Origin of the sequence: Chelatococcus sp. YT9 (genome assembly GCF_018398315.1) — a bacterium.
Lineage (GTDB): Bacteria > Pseudomonadota > Alphaproteobacteria > Rhizobiales > Beijerinckiaceae > Chelatococcus.
Window position 1 is genome coordinate 2,094,873 of the sequence record NZ_JAHBRW010000001.1, and the last position, 21,390, is coordinate 2,116,262.

The 21,390-nt window shown below is 63.5% G+C and carries 22 protein-coding genes and 1 pseudogene; 15 read left to right on the forward strand and 8 right to left on the reverse strand.

The features are described from left to right. Positions 1–422: 422 nt before the first annotated feature. Both KIO76_RS09415 and KIO76_RS09420 read left to right on the forward strand, forming a co-directional pair. Entirely contained in the window at positions 423–695 is a 273-nt protein-coding gene (locus tag KIO76_RS09415) for a helix-turn-helix transcriptional regulator (RefSeq protein WP_138143912.1), read from the forward strand. Continuing rightward, positions 696–1,736 (forward strand): replication initiator protein A, encoded by a 1,041-nt coding sequence (locus KIO76_RS09420; RefSeq protein WP_213322899.1) that lies wholly within the window; start codon positions 696–698, stop codon positions 1,734–1,736. A gap of 27 nt (positions 1,737–1,763) precedes the next feature. Here the strand turns inward: KIO76_RS09420 and KIO76_RS09425 are convergent, their stop codons facing one another. Genes KIO76_RS09425 through KIO76_RS09440 form a run of 4 tightly spaced genes read right to left on the reverse strand, consistent with a single transcriptional unit; the run spans position 1,764 to position 6,469 of the window. Then, the gene (locus KIO76_RS09425) at positions 1,764–3,311 is read right to left on the reverse strand and encodes a TniQ family protein (protein WP_213322900.1); all 1,548 of its coding nucleotides are present in this window, start codon (positions 3,309–3,311) and stop codon (positions 1,764–1,766) included. Beyond that, the gene (locus KIO76_RS09430) at positions 3,298–4,194 is read right to left on the reverse strand and encodes a TniB family NTP-binding protein (protein WP_249729550.1); all 897 of its coding nucleotides are present in this window, start codon (positions 4,192–4,194) and stop codon (positions 3,298–3,300) included. The genes KIO76_RS09425 and KIO76_RS09430 overlap by 14 nt, the downstream gene beginning before the upstream one ends. Continuing rightward, the gene (locus KIO76_RS09435) at positions 4,191–5,861 is read right to left on the reverse strand and encodes a TnsB C-terminal domain-containing protein (RefSeq protein WP_213322902.1); all 1,671 of its coding nucleotides are present in this window, start codon (positions 5,859–5,861) and stop codon (positions 4,191–4,193) included. Before KIO76_RS09435 ends, KIO76_RS09430 begins: the two co-directional genes overlap by 4 nt. Beyond that, entirely contained in the window at positions 5,858–6,469 is a 612-nt protein-coding gene (locus KIO76_RS09440; protein WP_249729551.1) for a TnsA endonuclease N-terminal domain-containing protein, read from the reverse strand. Before KIO76_RS09440 ends, KIO76_RS09435 begins: the two co-directional genes overlap by 4 nt. Before the next feature lie 178 nt (positions 6,470–6,647). Here KIO76_RS09440 and KIO76_RS09445 point away from each other — a divergent pair, with 178 nt between their 5' ends. The 6 genes from KIO76_RS09445 (at position 6,648) to KIO76_RS09470 (ending at position 11,358) form a co-directional block, all read left to right on the forward strand. Continuing rightward, the gene (locus KIO76_RS09445) at positions 6,648–7,166 is read left to right on the forward strand and encodes a DUF2840 domain-containing protein (protein ID WP_213322904.1); all 519 of its coding nucleotides are present in this window, start codon (positions 6,648–6,650) and stop codon (positions 7,164–7,166) included. Continuing rightward, entirely contained in the window at positions 7,163–7,708 is a 546-nt protein-coding gene (locus tag KIO76_RS09450; protein ID WP_213322906.1) for a S26 family signal peptidase, read from the forward strand. Before KIO76_RS09445 ends, KIO76_RS09450 begins: the two co-directional genes overlap by 4 nt. A gap of 37 nt (positions 7,709–7,745) precedes the next feature. Further along, the gene (locus KIO76_RS09455) at positions 7,746–8,078 is read left to right on the forward strand and encodes a DUF736 domain-containing protein (RefSeq protein ID WP_213322908.1); all 333 of its coding nucleotides are present in this window, start codon (positions 7,746–7,748) and stop codon (positions 8,076–8,078) included. Between the two features lie 24 nt (positions 8,079–8,102). After that, positions 8,103–8,984, forward strand: coding sequence for a lytic transglycosylase domain-containing protein (locus KIO76_RS09460; RefSeq protein WP_213325179.1), 882 nt, complete (start codon positions 8,103–8,105; stop codon positions 8,982–8,984). Further along, the gene (locus tag KIO76_RS09465; protein WP_213322910.1) at positions 8,981–9,301 is read left to right on the forward strand and encodes a hypothetical protein; all 321 of its coding nucleotides are present in this window, start codon (positions 8,981–8,983) and stop codon (positions 9,299–9,301) included. Before KIO76_RS09460 ends, KIO76_RS09465 begins: the two co-directional genes overlap by 4 nt. 578 nt (positions 9,302–9,879) lie before the next feature. Continuing rightward, positions 9,880–11,358: a DUF3363 domain-containing protein gene (locus KIO76_RS09470; protein ID WP_502761881.1), complete on the forward strand. Its 1,479-nt coding sequence runs from the start codon at positions 9,880–9,882 to the stop codon at positions 11,356–11,358. A gap of 58 nt (positions 11,359–11,416) precedes the next feature. On the opposite strand, the gene KIO76_RS09475 is transcribed toward KIO76_RS09470, so the two are convergent. The 4 genes from KIO76_RS09475 to KIO76_RS09490 all read right to left on the reverse strand — a co-directional run bounded on the left by KIO76_RS09475 (position 11,417) and on the right by KIO76_RS09490 (position 14,977). Beyond that, positions 11,417–12,178: a glucose 1-dehydrogenase gene (locus KIO76_RS09475; RefSeq protein ID WP_213322912.1), complete on the reverse strand. Its 762-nt coding sequence runs from the start codon at positions 12,176–12,178 to the stop codon at positions 11,417–11,419. Between the two features lie 153 nt (positions 12,179–12,331). Continuing rightward, positions 12,332–12,970: a glutathione S-transferase family protein gene (locus KIO76_RS09480; protein WP_213322914.1), complete on the reverse strand. Its 639-nt coding sequence runs from the start codon at positions 12,968–12,970 to the stop codon at positions 12,332–12,334. 171 nt (positions 12,971–13,141) lie between these two features. Continuing rightward, positions 13,142–13,894: an SDR family NAD(P)-dependent oxidoreductase gene (locus KIO76_RS09485; RefSeq protein WP_213322916.1), complete on the reverse strand. Its 753-nt coding sequence runs from the start codon at positions 13,892–13,894 to the stop codon at positions 13,142–13,144. Positions 13,895–14,053: 159 nt separating this feature from the next. Beyond that, complete coding sequence (locus KIO76_RS09490; protein WP_213322918.1) at positions 14,054–14,977, reverse strand: LysR family transcriptional regulator; 924 nt, start codon at positions 14,975–14,977, stop codon at positions 14,054–14,056. Between the two features lie 94 nt (positions 14,978–15,071). Here KIO76_RS09490 and KIO76_RS09495 point away from each other — a divergent pair, with 94 nt between their 5' ends. The 7 genes and pseudogenes from KIO76_RS09495 (at position 15,072) to KIO76_RS09525 (ending at position 21,381) form a co-directional block, all read left to right on the forward strand. Further along, positions 15,072–15,446, forward strand: coding sequence for a DUF427 domain-containing protein (locus KIO76_RS09495; protein WP_213322920.1), 375 nt, complete (start codon positions 15,072–15,074; stop codon positions 15,444–15,446). Positions 15,447–15,593: 147 nt separating this feature from the next. Beyond that, complete coding sequence (locus KIO76_RS09500; RefSeq protein WP_213322923.1) at positions 15,594–16,265, forward strand: glutathione S-transferase family protein; 672 nt, start codon at positions 15,594–15,596, stop codon at positions 16,263–16,265. 250 nt (positions 16,266–16,515) lie between these two features. Then, positions 16,516–17,283, forward strand: a complete 768-nt coding sequence (locus tag KIO76_RS09505; protein WP_213322925.1) for an SDR family NAD(P)-dependent oxidoreductase — start codon at positions 16,516–16,518, stop codon at positions 17,281–17,283. Positions 17,284–17,320: 37 nt separating this feature from the next. Continuing rightward, positions 17,321–18,010 (forward strand): NADPH-dependent F420 reductase, encoded by a 690-nt coding sequence (locus KIO76_RS09510; protein WP_213322927.1) that lies wholly within the window; start codon positions 17,321–17,323, stop codon positions 18,008–18,010. An 89-nt stretch (positions 18,011–18,099) separates the two neighbouring features. Continuing rightward, a pseudogene (locus KIO76_RS09515) lies at positions 18,100–18,198 on the forward strand (beta-ketoacyl-ACP reductase); the annotation flags it as partial. A gap of 123 nt (positions 18,199–18,321) precedes the next feature. Then, positions 18,322–19,263, forward strand: a complete 942-nt coding sequence (locus KIO76_RS09520; RefSeq protein ID WP_213322929.1) for a LysR family transcriptional regulator — start codon at positions 18,322–18,324, stop codon at positions 19,261–19,263. A 129-nt stretch (positions 19,264–19,392) separates the two neighbouring features. Then, entirely contained in the window at positions 19,393–21,381 is a 1,989-nt protein-coding gene (locus tag KIO76_RS09525) for a conjugal transfer protein TraG (protein WP_213322931.1), read from the forward strand. The last annotated feature ends 9 nt before the right edge of the window (positions 21,382–21,390 follow it).

The window sequence follows — 21,390 nt, forward strand, 5'->3', positions numbered from 1 at the left end:
CCCGCAAACAAGACTCTCTGACTCCTGGTGATCGAGGAGTTAGTAACCGTGTTGGACGGCCCCATGGCCTTTAGGCGAGAAGCCCTGAACATGCGCCAAGGGCTCCCCGACCATAGGGTCAAGGAGTGTGGTGTCGTCACGGTCGACACCAACCGCCAACAGGGGTTACTAAGCCCCGGAGCAGCGCGTCTGCTCCGCTTTCAGTCTTACCCGACCCGCGCGTGAATGTCTTCGCCAATTCGGTGCGGCAGGCAATGACGCGCTGAAATCCATCATCTTTTCAGCTTGCCGGCGCTCCCCAAGGGGTGCCGCCAGCGCATAGGCACAAATGCGGCACGCTACGTGCCGCCGATCACCCGCCAAGGTTCGCCACAGCCCGCCGAAGTTTTCGGCGACCACATCAACGAACCGAAGGTGATCTTATGGCCATCCGCCGCAATGCGGAGCTGCCACCGCGCCTGTTGCGCACACAGGAAGCCGCGCGCTTCCTTGGCATCTCCATCCGCACCCTAGAGAAACATCGGACCTACGGAACGGGGCCGGCTTATCGCAAGATCGGCGGCCGCGTCCTCTACACCGTCCGCGACCTTGAAGCCTGGAGCGCGGTCGGCACCCGCAAATCCACCCGCGACAAGAACGCCGGCACGGTCTTTCCCGCGCGCCCGCTGACCCCCGACGAGCGGGGCAAGCTCTGAATGCTGCACGACGATCATAGCCCCGCGCAGCCGACCGACAGCAGCGAACGCAGCCGCCTCGACCCTTTCATAGTCGCGACAGGCGACGCCGCGCCGCGCGATCAGCGCGATTTGATGGAACGGCCGTTTTTCTCCCTGGCGAAGCGGCCACGCACCATGCCGATCCTTTACCGGGCCGCCGATGTAGAGGTGCAGGTGTTCGCCATGCCCGAACACGGCATGGCGACGATTTGGGACGCCGATGTTCTGATATGGGCCGCCTCGCAGATCGTCGCGGCCGAGAACGACGGCTTCCGCACGTCGCGCTTTTTCCGCTTCATGCCCTATCAGCTCTTACGCGCCATCGGGCGGGCGACGGGCAACCGGGATTACCTGTTGCTCAAAGCCGCGCTGGCGCGGCTGCAATCGACCGTCATCGCCACCACCATCCGTAACGGCAAGCATTGGCGGCGGCGGCAATTCTCATGGATCAACGAGTGGGAGGAAATGACGACGCGCGCCGGCCGCGTCGAGGGCATGGAATTTGTCCTGCCCGAATGGTTCTACAACAGCGTCATCGACCGTTCGTTGGTGCTCACCATCGACCCGGCCTATTTCCGGCTGACTGGCGGCATCGAGCGCTGGCTGTATCGCGTCGCCCGCAAGCACGCCGGACGCCAGTCCGAAGGCTGGGCGTTCGAGGTGTCCCACCTTCACCAGAAATCCGGCAGCTTGGCGCGGCCGTCCGACTTCGCGCTCGACCTTCGCCGGATCGCAGCCCGGCAATCGCTGCCCGGCTACAGCCTCCAAATTGAATTGGAGGACGGGCGAGAATTGCTGCGCTTCCTCCCCGAAAAACAATTCACAGTGCCTGTTGATAACCATGTGAATCCTATCGGGACATTAGGCGCACGCAGTATCGGGACATTAGGCGCAAATCGCGCCCCGGACTCTATAGAAGAATCTAACAAAGAATCTAACTCTTCTTCTTTGACGCGCACGCAGGCGATGCGTGGTGCTGTCGGGGTGCCAGGTTTCGCGAACCGGGGCGAGGTTTCATGAACTCGCTCCAGGAAACGCGAACCGGATTCACGAACCGGGAGCCGGATCATGAGTAGATCCCGCTCCGCGCCTCGGGCCGTATCTGGGTGCCCACAAGCGGCAACGCTTTCCTCGCTTCGGCTTTCGGTGTCTCACCAGCAGCTTGGTAGCCGCATCGCCGTTGATGTCGATGCCAAGGGTTTCCCTGGCCCGCTTGAGTACGGCCTGCCGGTTCTGGTGCCTGTGATCGAGTGCGATCCATTTTCCCAGAGCTTCGGCCTGAGCACTGGTGAGCGCAGGCTTGCCGGTTGGACGTTCGAGCGCGGCTTCAAGACCGTTGGCCGCGCCGCGATGAAGCCAGCGATAGATGGTTTTTATATCGACCCCGACGAGCGCCGCTACGGCTTCGACCGACGCACCGTCTCTGAGTTCGGCCAGCGCCCGCAGTCTTTGCCGTCGATGCCTGTAGCGCTCCCGCCCGGCTTGTTCGCGCAGATCGGCGGCGACGAGCCCGTCAAGCCACGGCTTCCATGCACGCCGTCCCTGCGGCGATCTGGTCCGCGCGGCGGAGAGGATTACGCGCAAGCTGTCGCTGGTCAGTTCATCGAGGTCTGTGAAGGGAGCGAGAAGCCCTTCGAGGCGCGGCGTGCGGAGCGTGGCAATGGCCCTTGGCAGGCGGCGATCGAGATCGCCGAACAGCCAGGCCAACAGCAAAAGGCCGCCGTAATTCTCTTTCCACGGGATGCGTTCCCACGCGCCCACGGCCATTCCCATATCGCTGCCGATGGCGGCGAAGAGGCGATCGCGCTGCCGTGGCGCCCAATGGTCGCGTTTGTTCTTCGGGCGCCTGGTCCAGACCATGGCGAGCAGCACGTCGGCGAGCGCCATGGCCGTGGGCCAGTCGAGCGCGCCGATGCCGGGAAGGATCACCGTCCCGCCGTGCTTGCCGGCGATGAGCGCGGCCTGCAAGGCGAGCACGGCAGGATGTGCCGGGGTTCCCTCCGCATCGGACAGCGTCGCATTGCAGCGCCCGCAGCGCAGGTCGATCGGCTCCGAGCCATTCAGCCCGCGCAACCTCAGCCTTGTGCCGCAGGAGGGGCATCGGCTGGTCAGCATCGTTCCGTGACGAGGGCATGCGCCCGTCCAGCCGAGCGTCCAGTTCAGCCGAAGGTGCGGACGCCGCGCCTCGGCGAGGCAGAGCGCGCAGACATCCATGCGGGCCAGGCGTTTTTTGCCCTCAGCACCGGCAGTCCAGCGCTTCGCGGCGAACCGGTCAGGATCGTCGTCGCCAGGCGCAGCAGCCCAGCCATCCAGCGTCATTCCGGCCAGGTGATCGAGATCGAGGCCGGTCAGGCTGCCGATCCGCTCAAGGGTCACGGAGGCAGGCCGACGCCACCAGCCGGGGTTTTGCCGGACGTCGATGTGAAGCGCGTCGCGGCAGAAGACGCGCGGCGTCATGCCGAGAACGGCAGAGATCGCCGCCACCCAGGACAGCAGCGCCTCGCCTTCGACCGGGGCGACATGCCCCGGCAGGCCGATGCGGCCGGGAGCCGGCATCGGGGACGCCGACACCTCGAACAGATCAGACCACGACACGACGACGCTCGGAGGGACGAATGAAGCCTGTATCCTCGATCATGCGCGTGGAGATCGCTTCCGCGCCGGTCTCCACCGCCCGCACCGCCGCCCGGATGACGACGGCGATCATCTCGCCGAGCACGCCTTCGGACGCCGAGAGAATGCGTCCGGCAAGCGCGGAATCGGCAAGATGGGACGGCTTGCGCAGCGGCAGCACGGCTTCCAGCGTGCTCAGCAGACGGCGATACTCGTCGTCGTCGCCCCACAATGGCAGCGGATGCGGCTCGAAGCGGTTGACGAGTTGGTCGTCGCTGCGGATCGCGCGCAGCGCCTCTGCCGTGCCGACGCCGACCAGCGGAATCCGCAACTCGTTGCCGAGCCAGCGCAGCAGGTTGAGCAGCCGGCGCTGCTGCATCGCCGAGCCGGACAACACGTTGTGCAACTCGTCGATCACCAGCATGCGCGCGCCCATCGCCTGCATGACACGGACCGCCGTGTCCTGCTTGGTGGCGATCCGGTCGCGCGGGCTGAACGGCATTCCGAGCGCATGGAGGATGGCCCCGAAGAACCGGCCCTCGTCAGGACCGGGCGGCATCTGCACCTTCACGACGGGAAGGAGTGCCAGACCATCCTCGCTCTCGGCGGCGGCCGTTCCCGGATGCGCGCGCCGGAACTTCTCGACGATCATGGTCTTGCCGTTGTTCGTCGGTCCGACCAGCAGCAGGTTCGGCATCCGCGTCCGCGTCGGAAAGCTCAGCAGGTCCTCCAGCGCCGCCAGGACGGCTTCCGCCCGTGCGTAGCCGATCCAGCGATCCGTGCGGATGCGCCGTATCCGCGAACTGGCGTCCTCGTCGGCCAGGTGCCGGACAGACGGATGTAGATGCGCATAGCCACCGCTCATTCCCATTCCTCCACCGGGAACATGCGTTCATGCGGAGGAGTGTCAGCACCGATCTGCCGGAAGCGATCAGTCTCATCCGGCTCGACCGGGAGCAGATCGCCACGGGCTTCGGGAGCGACCCGCAGACGCCGTTCACGCTGGCGACGCGCTGCTTTGCTGGCACGGACCGCTCCATCCGCGATGGTGCGCATGGCCTCGATCGTGCGGAAGATCGCTTCCTCATCGACCAGCGACCGGCCTTCGTCCCGCAGCCGCTTCAACGCCAGGCGGTGCTCCCACAGGCTGATCGGCGGCCGCCGCAGGTCGCGGTAGCTGAGGTTGTAATAGGTGCCGTCGGGGCCGAGCAGATAAATCCGGCTGAGATCGCGCGGGTCATAGCGCACGATCATCTGCTCGGGATGGCCGATCCAGGTGCCCAGCACATCCGCCCAATAGGCGATGGAATGCAGCGCCACCCCGTCACGGCGAACCCGGCGACGCGCGATCGGCAGGAAGTCGATCAGGAAGCGGCGGGCATCGGTAACGGCAGTCGGCTCCCCGCGTCCCAGCGTCGTGCCGTCTCCGGCAATGCCGCGCTGCCACGCCGCCAACGGCGTGATGCCGAGGCCACGATGCAGATCGCGGTGATAAACGCCGGCGATCGCGTATCCCAGCCAGCGCTCAACCTCGTCGAGCGTCATCGCTGCCGTCTTCTCGGGGTTGAGATCGCCCTTAGCCCGCACGTCGGAGAAGGTGGTGCCGGGCAGCAGATGGACCTTGCCCATCATCGTGCCGATCAGCCGCTCGATATGGCCGCCGTAATGCGGCGTGCGCACCGGCCTGTAGTCGATGGCGATCCCATACTGCTCGCAGCCCCGCTTCAGCGCCTCGGACCGGAACTCCTTCGCGTTGTCGAGATGCAGGCGTTCGGGAATGCCACGCACAGGCCATTCCGCATCGATGCCGCGCTCGGCCAGCCAGCTTTCCTTGGAGAGAGCGGCGTGCGTCAGGCACAGTGCCACGGAGGTTGCGGACGGCGGTTCCAGCGACAGGTGGAAGCCGGCCACGCATCGCGAACACACGTCGATCGCCAGCGTGAGCCAGGGCCGCTGGATCGGCGCGCGCGTCTCGCTGTCGACCACGATCACGTCGACCAGCGTGTGGTCGATCTGGATCAGCGACAGCGGCCAGTGGGCTTCCAGAGAACCGACCACGGGCAGATACCGCTCGCGAACGGCCTTGCGGCCCTCACGCTTGGCGGCGACCTCACGGGCAGGACGCGCCTTCACGCGTGCGGTGATCGCCTTGCGGCTCGGAACCCGCAAGCCTTCCGCTTTGCAGCGCCGCCGCACTTCTTCAGCCAGATCGGCAATCCTTGGCCGCTGGCGCGTCAGATAGACAGTGTCGATGACATCGCGGATGACGGCGTCCACATGCTCGTCGAGCAGCGAGATGCCGCGCTCGGGGCCACGCCGACGCGGCAGCAGGCTCGTCAGACGCGCATCGGCGAGATAGCGACGCAGCAGCGCATAGGCGTGCGTCGGACCGCAACCAAGTTCGACCGCAGCCGCCACCACGTCGCCTCTGGTGCGCGCCGGGTTCTCCGCCAGACGGCGGATCACCGGCAGGCAGCGCCGCGCTTCGTCCCAGGCAGAGGCATCGACCATGGAGAGATCGGGCGCGCTCATCGCGACATCACCCGTGTCTGCGCCGTGATCGGTGCGGCCAGATCGACGACAAGCGCACCCCGCGCGATCAATCGCCACACTACGGCAAGTCCTGCTTCACGCGAGGCGGGCAGCATACCGACCAGATCGGCGAAGCTCACCGCATTGTCGCGCACATGGGCAAGCGCACGTTCCGCCAGCGCCGTGTCGATCGGCGCAGTCCTGAGCGGCAGCAATCGCTTCGCCGCATCGAGTTGCGGTCCGCGAACGCCGCGCTCGGTCGCGATGCGGAAACGTGCTCCGTTGCTGCCCGCCCATGATCGGGCGGCGGCGAAGGCAGGCCGAAAGCGCCTCCAGCCCGCGCGCAGATCAGCCCGGTACTTGATCTCGACGATCTCGCAACGGCCATCGCTCCAATCCACGCGAAAGTCCGGCGTGTACCGCCGCTGGCGACCCTCATGCTCGAATCGGATCGTTGCCGGCTGGGCCGTCACCACCGCGCTCGCATCCATGAAACTCGCGAGCGTCACGAAGTCCCGCTCCAGCGAACTCTCATGCTCCGCCACGCCCGTTTCCAAGGGCTGGAAGCCGATCACATGCGACCGATGGCTCAGCGGAATGCGCCGCAAATGCACCTCCATTTGCGAAACGAGTCGGTACGCAAACCTAGCACATTTTGGGGTCAGTTCACAAACATGGAACCACATCTATGCGCGCAAGCCATTGTTCGGACTCACGTCCGCTCTCACGCCGATTCACGAAACCTGGAAAAACGACAGGTGCCGGTTCTGCCCGGAGAGCCGAGCCATGACCCGCCGCGCCCATCGCAGCGCGCACGGCCGTCCGCTGCCGGACGGACCCGCGCCCTTCACCACGCTTGTCGAGCTGACTTTCGAGAAGCGCAAGATCGAGCACTGGATACGCTTCGGCCGCAAGAGCTACGAGCAGATCATCGACCGCCGCCGCAGCGTCGTCGGCTTCGCGCCGGAAAGCATCTTTGCCTTCGTCCGGTGGGCGAACGGCGAACATGGCACGATCATTTCCCGCATCGACATTGCACGCGCCATCGGGCGCGGCGAGCCATTCCAGACATTGCCGCTCGTCCGACCTGGCGGCGACATTCTATTGCGTCTCGACGGCTGGCCAAAGGTTCAGCGCGCGCTTGCCGCTATCGACGCCGTGGAAGCCTTGGGCCTCGATCCGGCAGACGTGTCGCCGGACTACTGGCGGCACGCACACAACCGTCTGACCGCCAATCTAGAGCCGGCCGCCTACACGCCGGAACGACATGCGGCATGGATCGGGCGTCGGAGGATCGAGCCATGACGCGCCGCCGCTATCTCGCGGTGACGATCCTAGCCGCAATGGGCGTTGCCGCCGCAAGCGCCGTCGAGACGCCGACGAAACTCATCTGGAACGCAACCGCCAGCGCGCCGGTCGGCTTCTACACCGTCGAGCCGGCCGACCGGATCGAGGTGCCCGATCTTGTCGCGGTCATGCCACCCGAACCGCTCGCCGCCTTCATGGTCGCGCGCGGCTATGTCGGGCGCGGCGTGCCGCTGTTGAAGCGCGTCGTCGGTCTGCCAGGGCAGCGGGTTTGCCGCGCCGGCCGCACGATCACGGTTGACGGGATCGAGATGGCCGAGGCGCTGGAGCGCGACCGGATCGGCCGCGAACTCCCCATCTGGCGGGGCTGCCGCGTCATCGCTCCCGGCGAAATCTTCCTCCTGAATTGGGAGGTCCGCGACAGCCTCGACGGGCGCTATTTCGGACCCATCCCCGCAAGCTCCGTCATCGGCCGGGCGGTCCCGCTCTGGACCGATGAGGATGGCGTCGGCCGCTACGAGTGGCGCGCGCCGACGCACTGACTTCGCGCTTCCCCCACCAACCGCAAGGAGACTGACAATGCCCGCTAACATCTTTGAACCCACCGCCAACGGCTATACTGGCCGTGTCCGGCTGTTCGGCATCGACGAGGCAATCACGCTTGTCGCCATCGAGCCGAGCGACGCTGAAAATGCGCCGGCCTATCGCGTCCACCTCGACGACGAGGGCGGTCCCGAAATCGGCGGCGCGTGGAAACGTGTCGGCGAACGTGCCGGCGACTACATCGCCCTGGAGATCGACAGCCCGCTTTTCCCTGCGTTGTTTCGCCCGGCGTTGTTCCAGGCCGACGACGAGGGGCGCACCTTCCGGCTCGCATGGAAGCGGCCGAAGGCGCGCGAGGACCGGAGCTGATCGGTGCGCGTTCCTCCCATCCCTTTGTTCGCGGTAAATCCGTCTCATCCCTTCGTCCCGCTCGACGACCGGACGGCCGGCGCGCGCAGCGAAGGTCAAGGGCGGCCCCCGGCCGGCGCATCGCGCGCACCCTTTACCGTAGCGAGCACGCTGGCAGGCCGGCGGCGAAGTGGAGACAGGGCGGCATGGCGTTGCGCCGTTCTGTTGCTCGCCGGGGCGCTTTCTCTTTGCTTCGGATCGGGCGTCGTGATCGCGCAATCAGCGCCGGTCGCGCGCCCGGTCGCCGCCCATCCCTATGCGGCCCATATCGCCGAGGCGTCGCAACGGTTCGGCATCCCGGCGGCGTGGATCGTCGCCGTGCTGCGCGCCGAGAGCGCGGGCGACAGGCGCGCGGTTTCGTCGGCCGGCGCGATGGGATTGATGCAGGTCATGCCCGACACCTGGGCGGGCTTGCGCGTCCGCTATCGGCTCGGCCGCGATCCCTATCAGCCGCGCGACAACATCCTCGCAGGTACGGCCTATCTGCGCGAGATGTGGGATCGCTACGGCAATATCGTAGCCATGCTTGCTGCTTACAATGCCGGACCTGCGCGCTACGACGAGCACCGTTCCACCGGCCGCCCGTTGCCGACCGAGACACGCGCCTATGTCGCCACGCTCGCGCCGATCCTTGGCGGCGCGGCTGCATCCGAAGCACCATCCCGGCAGTCCGCGCCGCCGCCTGACTGGCGCGACGCGCCGCTCTTTGCGCTGCGCCCGAGCGACAGCCGAGCAGCCGCCGCGCCATCATCTGGCACGCAAACCGGCGACGCTCGCGCGACCGTTCCGATGCGCGATCCCGCCGCTACGGAGCCGCAAGACGGCAGCATTTTTGTAGCCCGCGCGAGCGTCGGGGATACGCCATGAAAGCGGCGTTCCCGCGCTCGGTGGCGCTCGTTCCGGCGTGCAGGCAGGCAGGTTTGCGGCTGGCTGCATACCGGGCCGGAAGGGCAGAAAGGATCGAAGGAGCGGAGGGCAAGATAAAGGAAACCGGCACTAGGTCGGCCGGATTTCTGAAATTGTTGTTGTCTGCACACTGGTTAGATGGTCCGCGAGCGGCACCACGGTTTTCGATACCGCGTGCCGCGATCTTGTGCAAAGACTTGGCTTTCTTGGGTTTCGACCGGCACCATGGCCGCCGCACGCCCGATTTCCTTGAGTTCTGGCCGGAGGCGCATCCGTGAGCGCCGACGACGAAAACCGCTTCCGGCCGAAACCCGGTCGCATCCGATCCGACGCGCGGCCGGGGAAGACCAAGAGCTTTTTCAGCCAGGCCAAGAAGATCGCCCGGCAGCATAGCGCCAGCCCGTCCAGATCGTCGCCGCGTTCAGCGTCGCGCCCAGGCAAAAGCCCGACCGGCAAGAGCAGCAAAGCGTCGCGTTCGAGCAAGGGGCCGGGCCTGCAACGCGGGCGTGGTGCGGCCTTCGTTCGCGCCCGCACCTTGTCGGGTGGCTGGCGGCACAGCGCGCCCGGAATGCGCCGTGTCGTCGTCAAGGCCCGGTATGTCCAGAACGCCGGCCGGAACGGCAAGTCCGCCGCCCATCTGCGCTATATCCAGCGCGACGGCACATCGCGCGACGGTGAGCGCGGCCAGCTCTATTCGGCGACCGAGGACCGTGCCGATGGCGACGCCTTCGTTGAGCGCGGTAAGGAGGATCGGCATCAGTTCCGGTTCATCGTCTCGCCGGAGGAAGGCGCGGACCTGACCGACCTGACCGCGCACACGCGCGACCTGATGAAGCAGATCGAGGCCGACCTTGGCATGAAACTCGATTGGGTCGCGGTCAACCACTACAACACCGGCCATCCCCATGTGCATGTCATTGTCCGGGGCAAGGACGACCTGGGCGAGAATCTTGTCATCAACGGCGACTATCTCGCCAACGGAATCCGCGAGCGTGCCAGCGAGCTAACGACGCTGGAGCTTGGCCCCGTGACTGAGATCGAGCAGAGCCGCAAGCTATCGGCCGAGATCGACCAGGACCGTTTCACCCGTATCGACCGCGCGATGACCGAGGAAGCCGACGAACGGTTCCTCGACCTTCGCCATGAGCCGACCGAGCCGAGGCGGCAGTTCAATCGCACCCTGCGCCTGCGCCGTCTCGCCAAGCTGGAGAAGATGGGGCTGGCGACCGAGCACGCACCGGGCGTTTGGGAGTTAAGCGAGCGGATGGAGCCGACCTTGCGCGAGCTGGGCGAGCGCGGCGACATCATCCGCAATATGCACAAGGCGCTAAAGGCCGATGGCCTGGAGCGCGATCCCATGACCTTCCATATCCACGACGGGCCTCCTGAAACACCCATCGTCGGCCGTGTCGTCGATAAGTATCTGTCCGACGAGCTGGGCGAGAACCTGACCGTCGTGGTGGACGGGATCGACGGCCGGACGCACCACGTCGCCGGCATCGACCCCGCCCGCGTCGAGAACGCCCGCATTGACAGCATCGTCGAAATAGGCCCGGCCGATACGACGCAGCGACCGTCCGACCGGACCATTGCCGCCATCGCCGAGGATGGCGTCTATCGGCCGAGCCGCCATCTGGAGCGGGCGAAGTTCGAGGGCCGCGTTCCGGGCGGCGACTATGAGAGCTATGTCGATGCCCATGTGCGGCGCTTGGAGGCGCTACGCCGCGCCGGAATCGTCGAGCGGATCGACGCGGACCAATGGCGCATCCCCGACGATTTCGAGAGCCGTGCCACGGCCTACGATGCCGGCCGGAATCGGCAAGCCAGCGTTCGCGTGCTTTCGGTGCTCGACCTTGAGAAGCAGATCGGCGCGGACGGCGCGACCTGGCTCGACCGGCGCTTGGTATCGCCGGACGCATCCGACCTTGCATCGGCTGGCTTTGGCCAACAGGTGCGCGAGGCGATGGACCAGCGGCGCGAACATCATATCGACCAGGGCGACGCCACGCGCCGGCAGGACGGTCGAACCTTCTATCGGCGCAATCTTCTCGCGACATTGCGCGAGCGCGAGGTTGCCAGCGTCGGGGCGGAGATCGCCGCGAGCAAGGCGCTCCCGTTCCGCGCCGCCACGGACGGCGAAACCGTCAGCGGCAAGTTCACCGGCACCGTGCAGCTAACCAGCGGCAAGTTCGCCATCGTCGAGCAGAGCCACGAGTTCACCCTTGTCCCATGGCGGCCGGTCATCGACCGCCAGCTCGGCCGCGAGGTCATGGGCGTTGTGCAAGGCGGTTCGGTGTCGTGGCAGTTGGGACGGTCGCGAGGGATCGGGCTATAGCCCTAGTATCATCTTAAGACTGTCTAGCTCGTGAGCGATCCGAAGTCGCCGCGCGTGTTCATCCTTCGGGCGAGAGTTCGGCGTGGCCGCCATCGACTCGCAATTCGGTGCCGGTCGAGAAGCTGCTCTCGTCCGATGCTAGGAATAATGCCCCTGCGGCGACCTCTTCGGGCCGACCCATCCGTTTCATCGGCACCACGCCTGCGGCATATTCGCGAAACGCGGCGACAGCTTCTGGTGTCGGCGCCTGCGTGTCGATGATAGGCGTGTCCACCGGACCAGGGCTGAGCGTGTTGACCCGAATGCAACGCGGCAGAAGTTCGGTCGCGAAGGTCCTCACCAGTGAGCGCACCGCCGCCTTCGAAGCGTTGTAGACGCTTGCACCAGCGTCCCCGCGGACGTTGAGCGAAGACGATACCATGATGACGGAAGCGCCGTCGTTCAGGATCGGTAGGGACTTCTGCACGGTGAAGTACGCCGCGCGGACGTTCAGGTCGAATATCCTGTCGAAGTGGTCCGCATCCACATCGGGGAGCAAAACCCGCTCCACCCGGCCTGCATTGGCGACAAGGATGTCCAGCCTGCGGCCATCGGCGGCAATGCGGGCATAGATCGCATCAAGGTCGTCCATCCGGGTGACATCCGCTTGAATCGCGGCGGCGCGGGCGCCGATCTCCGCGATGGTTTCCGCCAACTCCGCTTCGCGGCGGGCAACGACATAGACGAATGCTCCCTCGTCCGCGAACCGCCGTGCAGTAGCACGACCAATCCCGCTGTTCCCGCCAGTGATAAGGGCTACCTTATTCTGTAATTTCTTCATCTTTCACTCCGAGAGTCGAATTTTCTGCTGATAATGAAGACCTGATCTCGGTCACGGACGAGCTTCAATCTCGGGGTTATCGCGAGGGCGGCCTTATTGGCCTGCCAGATTGGGCAACGGCGAGGTGAGGACTTCATCGAACCTGCGTGAAAATCAGGCGTCCTCGCGCAAACGTCGGTCGCCCTTGATGGCAATAGCGCGCTGCACCGAAGGACGGTCCGACAGACGCTCGAAATATGCCGCCGTCATTGGTAGCTGGTCAAAGCCGCCAAGTAACACCTTGATGTACTTGAGAGTGAAATACAGATGGCAATCTGCGATGGTAAAAGCATCTCCAGTCACATATCGCGAAGTACCCGCGACGCGTTCGATCCGCATTAGGAACCGTTCCAGTGTATTCCTGAAGAATGTCAATACCTCGGCCTGAGCCGCTTCGGAGGACGTAAGCTCTTTTCGACGAAACCCCATGCCGAGCGGCTTCTGCAAATCGGTGGCGCTGTAAGCAAGCCAACTCAGAACGTCATAGCGAGACCGATCACCTGGTGGCGGCAGCAGTTTTGAGGCGGGAGCCAGATCGGCGAGGTAGGTCAGGATTGCAAGGTTTTGTATAAGGACGCTGCCATCGTCCAGAACGAGAGTTCCGACTTGGGAAAGCGGGTTAAAGCTTTCAAGAAGATCAATATTCACGTTTCTGGATTTGCTCGTCTCAATAAGCTCGCAGTCGATCTGAGCTTCTTCCATGGCGATCAAGCCGGGAACGGAACTCGATTCAGTTGAATAAAAATACTTCATAGGATTTCCTTCCCGCAATGCCCGCTTGAACGCTGTTGCGACTGCCCAAGTGTGGTTAATCGTGACGTCCGTGACGAGAGTGACTTGCTGCAATCACGAGCGGTTGTCGCTTGGCACGGTCCGCGTATGAAACGTGGCCGCGTTCCGCGCGCTCGGCGCTTACATGTCGATCTAGAGAGCAGCCAACAGGCCACCATCGACTGGAATGTCGATGCCGGAGATGTAACTGCTTTCGTCGCTCGCTAGGAACAGCGCGGTCGCCGCGACTTCTTCCGGCCGACCGATCCGCTTCATCGGCACAAGCGCATCGAAATTCTTGCGCAACTCCTCCAGTGTATTCGGAGGAACAACCTGCTTTTCGAGGATCGGGGTATCGATCGGACCGGGACTGATCGAATTAACGCGGATGCCGCCCTCGACCAGCTCCGTCGACCAAGTGCGGGCAAGCGAATGAAGCGCCGCCTTGGAAGCCCCGTAGGTGCCGTAGCCGGCAAATGATACGTGGCCCAGCCCTGAAGAAGTCAGAATTATCGATCCACCTTGCGCAAGCAAGGGAAGCGCGTTGCTGACCGTGAAGTAGACGCCACGCAGATTCGTGTTCAGCGTTTCATCGAAATTTTGCTCGGTCGCATCGGAGATGGTTTGGGGACTCACAGTGCCAGCATTGGCCATCACTATGTCCAGCCGGCCATGGTCGGATTTGATACGGTCCATCAGGCGCCTGATGTCAGCAATTTCCTGAACATCGCCCTTGACCGGGGTGATTCCATCACCGATTTCGCCAACCGCAGCATCGAGTTCCGTCTGGCGGCGTGCGAAGATATACACGGACGCACCTTCGCTGACGAAGAGCTTCGCCGTCGCGCGTCCGATGCCGGTGCTGCCACCGGTGATTACCGCCACCTTTCCAGTAAGCCTGCCCACGATGATTTCCTTTCGAGGTGTCTCTAGCCAGGAAGTCATTTAGGTCGCCAACTGGGCCGTTGGCACAGTGAGAACGGAATAGCTTCTATTATTGACAGGAATACTTGCCTATTTTGCCGTCGTTGAAACCCTCCCTTCTACAAGCTTGATCCGGCCGTGCTACGGGCTGACTTTGCCGTCGCCGACCCTTAACTCCGGTTCCTCGGCGCAAATCGCAGCGAGGAAATCGACGAATTGCCGCACTCGGGAGGGCATGCGCCGTCCGGCAGCGGTAACCGCGTTGATTGGAAAGGGCGGCGGCGCATACTGATTCAGAATTCGTACTACCTCGCCAGAGGCCAGCACATCCGTGAACAACCAACTCGCGTGATGGGCGATGCCGAGACCCGCGAGAACCGCGCCGCGGACATGCTCGGCGTCGTTTGTGCGGAACGCTCCCGCACCATCGACCGTTACCTGCCGGCCGCCTACCTGGAAACCCCACCCAACGACATCGCCCTGATAGACATAGCTGATACGCTCGTGGGTGTGCAGCTCGTCCAGCGTTTGCGGCGTACCGTGTTGAGCAAGATAGCCGGCGGAGGCCAGGGTTATCATCCGCATGTCGCCGATGTGTCGGGCGACGAGTGCTGAATCCGATAGCCGACCAATACGGATCGCGACGTCTATCGCTTCCTCGATAAGGTCAACGTGCCGCCCGGAGACTTCCATCTCGATCGCAACGTCGGGAAAACGGTTCCTAAAATTCAATAGCCGCGGAATGACGAACATCCTCCCGAAGGCTGGCGAGAGGGTCACGCGGACCAGCCCTGAGGGGACCGACTGCCCCTCAAGGACTCTCTCTTCGACCAAGTCAAGGTCCTGAAGGATACGGACGGTGGCCTCGTAATAGTCCTGTCCTGCGGGCGTCACGGCAAGGGTACGGGAATTTCTCGCGAGGAGTTGCGTCCCCAGTCGCGCTTCAAGCGCAGCGAGCTGTTTGCTGACGGTTGGCTGGCTGACGTTCAAGTCTCGCGCTGCCTGCGAAAAGCTTCCGCTTTCGACGACGCGCACGAACATCCGCATCGCATCCAGTTTATCCACCGCTTTCATTCCGCGGAAGAATAGAAGGCATAACGGTTTCCGATCTTACCTGATTGCTCAACTGACGTAGATACGCGGTCGGAAGGAGATTTTCATGGTTGACCGCAGAATTCTGATTCCCGATGCAAATCATCCCATCACCATCAACAAATGTTCGTCGATGGTCATCGTCAAAAAAGGATCGCTTCATATCGCAAAAACAAGGGGCGCTCTGACGCTTGCAGAAGCGTCTTACCCGCCTGTTCAATATGTGCCACGTCGCGACATCGACATGTCGCTTCTGGAGCGCTCCCAATACACCACCTATTGCCCGTACAAGGGCGATGCAAACTACTACAGCATACCAGCCCTTGGAGAGTCCGGGCTGAACAGCGTGTGGACCTACGAGACACCCTTCGAAGCGGTTGGCGACATCGCCGGCTATCTCGCTTTTTATCCCGACCGGATGTCGATCGAGCTTGCTGACTAGGCCACAGCCTACAAAGCGCACAACACTCAGAAAATTCCATATTAGAATAGATGGTATTCAAAGTGTGTCAATATCATTCGATGGAGGAATATGAGAAACGTCGTTCGACCGTCCCGATCACGGGCCTCGAACTGAAAGGAATAAGTCATGGCAATCAAAATTTACGGCGATCCCGGCTCGGGGAGTTTGCGTCGCGTCACCACCGCCGCAAAAATCATGGGCATCGAGTTGGAGCGCGTAAAGGTCGATCTGTTTAAGGGCGAAAGCCAGACCGACGAGTTCAAGTCGCGCTTCAATCCGCACGGTCTGACGCCGGTTTTGGAAGATGGAGATTTCATCCTCTATGAGGCCGCCGCGATCAACCTGTATCTCGCCGACAAGGTGAACTCGCCGTTGGCCGGAACCACGAAGGAGGAGCGCTTCCAAGTCCTCAAATGGATGTTCTGGTCGGGTGAGCAGTGGCGAATCTTCGCTACCGCTATCTTCGACGAGCGCGTCGGGAAGACCGTCATGGGCCTGCCGCAAGACGAGGCCGTCGTGTTGTTCGCCGAGGGCAAGATGCGCGCTGCGGCGAAGGTGCTCGACGAGCACCTGAAGGACCGCGAGTTTATGGTTGGCGATGCGCTGACCCTGGCCGACATCGACGTCGCCGCGCCCTTCTCCCAGATCGACCGTTCGAAGCCGCCGCTTCGGGAGTTTCCGAACCTCATGGCCTGGCAGGACAATCTCCTCAAGACGGTCCCGGCCTGGGCTGAGACGAAGGCTGAAGTCGACAACCGCTTCGACACCTTCCTGGCGAGCGTCGGCGTGAAACTGTAATTCCTGGGCTCTTTGTTTGGTTGAGCGCGTCGGCCTTTGAGCGGCGCCCCGGTAGCTGGAGCAGGTCGGTGTTCGGCTGCTCCACGTGTCCGGCCATGAATATGGCGGCGACGCTGAGCCCGTCCGCCTGCCTCTCCCGGTCAACGAGGTAAATCCGGGCCTGATCGTGCGCGCGAAGTATCGCCGAAACCGCCGCGAAGCATATGCCCAAAGTCACAGAAATCGCATTCATGTAACGAAGGAGACTCTTATGTCGCAGGCTCTCAATGGGAAAACCGCCCTCGTGACCGGGGGATCGCGCGGTATCGGTCGGGCGATCGCTGAACGACTCGCGACCGACGGCGCGACCGTCGCGATCACATACAATGCTAGCAGCACGGGCGCTGAGGAAGCGGTCGCGGTCATCGAGAAGGCGGGCGGCACCGCGTTTGCGTTGCACGCAGACCTCCTCGACGCCGGGTCTATCCCGGCCTTGTTCGATGAACTCGACCGCGAGCTTGCAGAACGGACAGGCAGCAAGGCGTTTGACATTCTGGTCAACAATGCCGGCAACCCAGGTTGGGCGACTCTTTCCGATGCGACGCCGGACGCTTGGGACACCGTCTTCGCCGTGCATGCCAGAGCGCCTTTCTTCATGGTCCAGTCGGCGCTGAGCCGTCTCTCCGATGGAGGACGGATCATCAATATCTCGTCGGGCTTTTCCACCCGTCCGCAACCTACGGCGCCGATCTATTCCGCAGCCAAGGCGGCCATCAACACCCTGACCCACGTGCTCGCCATGGAGCTTGGATCGCGCGGGATCACGGTGAACGCCGTGGCGCCGGGTTGGACGCGGACAGACATCAACGCCGCCGTCCGTGAGAACGCTGATATGGTGAAGGCCATCGAAGCCGACACCGCGCTGGGACGCTTCGGAGAACCCACGGACATCGCCGCGGTCGTGGCCTTCCTGGCTTCGGAAGACGGTCGCTGGGTGACCGGCCAAATCATTGAAGCGAGCGGCGGCTACAGGCTTTGATTTCGCCCGAGCCACCTAACAGAAAGCGAGTCCTTTCATGGATATTGGAATCATCGGGACGGGGCTCATCGGCGGGACGCTGGCACGCCGGCTGTCGAAGTTGGGCCATAAGGTTTTCGTGGCGAACTCGCGCGGTCCGGCTTCGCTAGCGGACATTGCCGCCGAGACCGGCGCCACGGCGGTGACCGTGCATCAGGCGGCCCGCAGCGGCGAGATCGTATTCGTCACCATACCGGAGTGGAGAATTCCCGACTTGCCGAAGGACCTCTTCAAGGGCGTCAGTCCTGAGGTCGTCGTTGTAGACACCGGAAACTACTATCCTCGCGAGCGCGATGGCCGAATCGATGAGATCGAAGAGGGCATGGCTGAAAGCCGTTGGGTGGCAATTCAGCTTGGACGACCAGTGCTGAAGGCGATCAACACCTTGCACTGGCGCAGTCTCCTTGATGAGGGGAAGCCCACCGGCTCGCCGGACCGTATCGCGTTGCCGGTTGCCGGCGATGATGCGGCCCACAAAGCGAAGGTCATCCGCCTCTTCGACGAACTCGGGTTTGACGGCGTTGATGCTGGTCAGCTTGACGAATCGTGGCGCCAACAGCCTGCCACTCCGGTGTACGCCGCCAATCTCGATGCGGACGGCGTTCGTAGGGCGCTGACTGGGGCAAGTCCCGAACGCACGCCGGAATTCCGTGCAGCACCGAACAGCAGCCGCGGCAAGCCCGTTTGATCCGTGCGCAGCAACCGAGGTTTGACCGGAAGAACAGTCGTTAAGCATCAGAACAGGAGCCAGGACGGCACCGCGATCTTAGGGTTCGAATGAATACACAGCTTACGGGTCGGACGGCATTGATGACGGGAGCCAGTCAAGGGATCGGCGAGGCGATCGGGCGTGCACTGCATGCTCAAGACGCGCTGTGCTGACGGTTGCCCGCGACAAGCAGGCAACTACGCTGTGATGAGGTCTGTATGCGTCGTAAAAAACTGCCCACGCAACCTGGGACCTTAGCGACATCGTTGCTAGTAAGCGGCCGTATTCCGATGGCAGCTTTAATCCAGGCACGCGCAGTTGCGGAATATCTGAACTTCCGCCATGCCGCCAACGCTCTCGGTGTCAGCCTGTCCAGCGTCAGCGCCCGTGTGAAGACACTGGAGGAAGACCTTGGTGTCCTCCTGTTCGAGCGACATGCGCGAGGTGTTCGGCTGACCGAGGCAGGCCGTCACTTCGTTGGGCTTGTCGCAGCGGGCTTGGATCAACTCGACCATGCCGTGAAGGCGGCCGGCATGGCCGCGTCGGGAGAGTGCGGCCGTCTTCGCATTGGTGTCCACGCCCTCATCCCTGGCAGCTTCCTCGGAGAGTTGATCGAGCGATACCGCGAAGACCACTCTTGCATTGAGGTCGAGATCGTGGAAGGCACAGCCCGCGATGCCGTCATGCAGCTTCGCGCCGACCGATTGGACATCGCATTTGTGGCCGGAACGCCCGAATTGCCCGATTGCCATACGCGGCGAATCTGGACCGAACCACTTCTAGCCGCGCTGCCGGAACGGCATCCGCTTGCTGTGCAGTCGGCCGTCACCTGGGCCGATCTGGCGACCGAGACGTTCCTTGTCCGCCACGGTGGCACCGGGCCGCAGGTGCATGACCATATCGTGCTGCGCCTGGCCGGGCGCTGGTCCGCGCCGTCGATCCTTCGTTTCGATGTCGAGCGCGGCACACTGCTGTCGATGGTCGGTCAGGGCTTCGGCATCACCATCGTCGGCGCGGCAACGTCGCTGCTGCCAACATCCGGCGTCGTTTTCTTGCCCATCACGGATGAGCCCGAGCCAGTGGCATTTTCGGCCGTCTGGTCACCGTTCAACCAAGGCGCGGCACTTCGAAATCTGCTCACTCTTGCCGGCGAGATAGGCCGGGCCGGGCCGGTCGGACTAACCCGTCGCGACTCGACTCGGCCAGTCGCGGAGCAACAAGGCGAACATTAGCACAAGCGCTACCCGTCCTTTTTGCCGCCGATAGTATCCGGTAGCCCTCCGGCATTCTCTTTCCTGTTGCCTGTTTCATAATTGCCTACTCTCTGATCGGCTCCGTCTCTTTTTTCGACTGGAGCCTGTATGCGCGGAGGCCGAATCCTTTGGGGCCAGATTGCCGTCGTCTTCACCATCGTTGTGGTGACGACATGGGCGGCGACGCAATGGACAGCATGGCGGCTCGGCTTTCAGGCGCAGCTAGGCAATCCATGGTTCGAGCTGGCCGGGTGGCCGATCTACTACCCGCCCGCGCTGTTCTGGTGGTGGTATGCGTTCGACGCCTACGCGCCGACGATCTTCGTCGAGGGCGGCGTTATCGCGGCGTCGGGCGGTATCCTCGCCATCGTCGCCGCCATCACCATGTCCATCATGCGGGCGCGGGAAGCGCGCAACGTCGCCACCTACGGCTCGGCGCGATGGGCGGAAGACAAGGAAATCCACTCGGCCGGATTACTCGGCCCGGATGGCGTCGTGCTCGGCCGGCACGATGGCGACTATCTGCGCCATGACGGCCCGGAGCATGTTCTTTGCTTCGCGCCGACCCGCAGCGGCAAAGGCGTCGGCCTTGTCGTGCCGACATTGTTGACCTGGCCGGGAAGCTGCATCGTCCACGACATAAAAGGCGAGAACTGGACGCTGACGGCCGGCTTTCGCGCGAAGCACGGCCGCGTCCTGCTGTTCGATCCGACCAACGCCAGATCGTCGGCCTACAACCCGTTGCTGGAGGTCCGGCAAGGCGAATGGGAAGTCCGCGACGTGCAGAACATCGCGGATATTCTCGTCGATCCCGAAGGCTCGCTTGACCGCAGGAATCATTGGGAAAAGACCAGCCACAGCCTGCTAGTCGGCGCGATCCTGCATGTTCTCTATGCGGAGCAGGACAAAACCTTGGCGGGCGTCGCCAACTTCCTGTCCGATCCGAAGCGCCCCGTCGAGGCGACCTTGCGGGCGATGATGGACACGCCGCACCTGGGCGAAGCCGGCGTTCATCCCGTCATCGCGTCGTCGGCGCGTGAGCTGTTGAACAAGTCGGAGAACGAGCGCAGCGGCGTCCTTTCCACGGCAATGTCGTTTCTCGGCCTCTACCGCGATCCCGTCGTGGCGCGCGTCACGGCGCGGTGTGACTGGCGCATTGCCGATCTTGTCGGCAGCAAGAAGCCGGTCAGCCTCTACCTCGTGGTCCCGCCGTCCGACATCAACCGCACCAAGCCGCTTATTCGCCTGATCCTCAATCAGATCGGCAGGCGGTTGACCGAGGAATTGACCACCTCCGGCAAGCGCCATCGCCTGCTTTTGATGCTCGACGAGTTTCCGGCGCTCGGCCGACTGGATTTTTTCGAGAGCGCGTTAGCTTTCATGGCTGGCTATCGCCTCAAGAGCTTCTTGATCGCGCAGAGCCTCAACCAGATCGAGAAGGCTTACGGCGCGAACAACAGCGTTCTCGACAACTGCCATGTCCGCGTCGCCTTCGCAACGAACGACGAAAGGACGGCGAAACGGATCAGCGACGCGCTCGGCACCGCGACGGAGCGGCGCGACTCCACCAACTATGCCGGCCATCGTCTTGCGCCCTGGCTAGGGCATTTGATGGTTTCACGACAGGAGACGGCAAGGCCGCTGCTGACCCCCGGCGAAGTGATGCAGCTTCCGCCATCCGACGAAATCGTGATGGTCGCGGGTACGCCGCCCATCCGCGCGACCAAGGCCCGCTATTTTGAGGACGCGCGGTTCATGGAGCGCATCCTGACCCCGCCCGATCCGGCAGCCGGTCTCGCCACCGCAAACCTGTCATCCGACGATTGGTCGAGCCGCATCGTCGCCGCAGCGAGAGCGACAGTGCCGGCCATGACCAGCGGGACCGAAGGCGATTCGGCCAATGCCGGCATCCGCCGCGAGCCGGAATTGTCGGAGCATGAGGAAATCGTCGCGCCGCCGCGTCCGCCCGAACAGGAGTTCGAGATTCTGGACGACGAGCCGGACGTTGACGCCGCCAAGGCGCGCGCCCTGCGCCAGCGGATGCGGATGGTCGCGCGGCAAGCGTCGCTGGACCCCGGCGACGGCATCGAGCTTTGAGGAAACGCC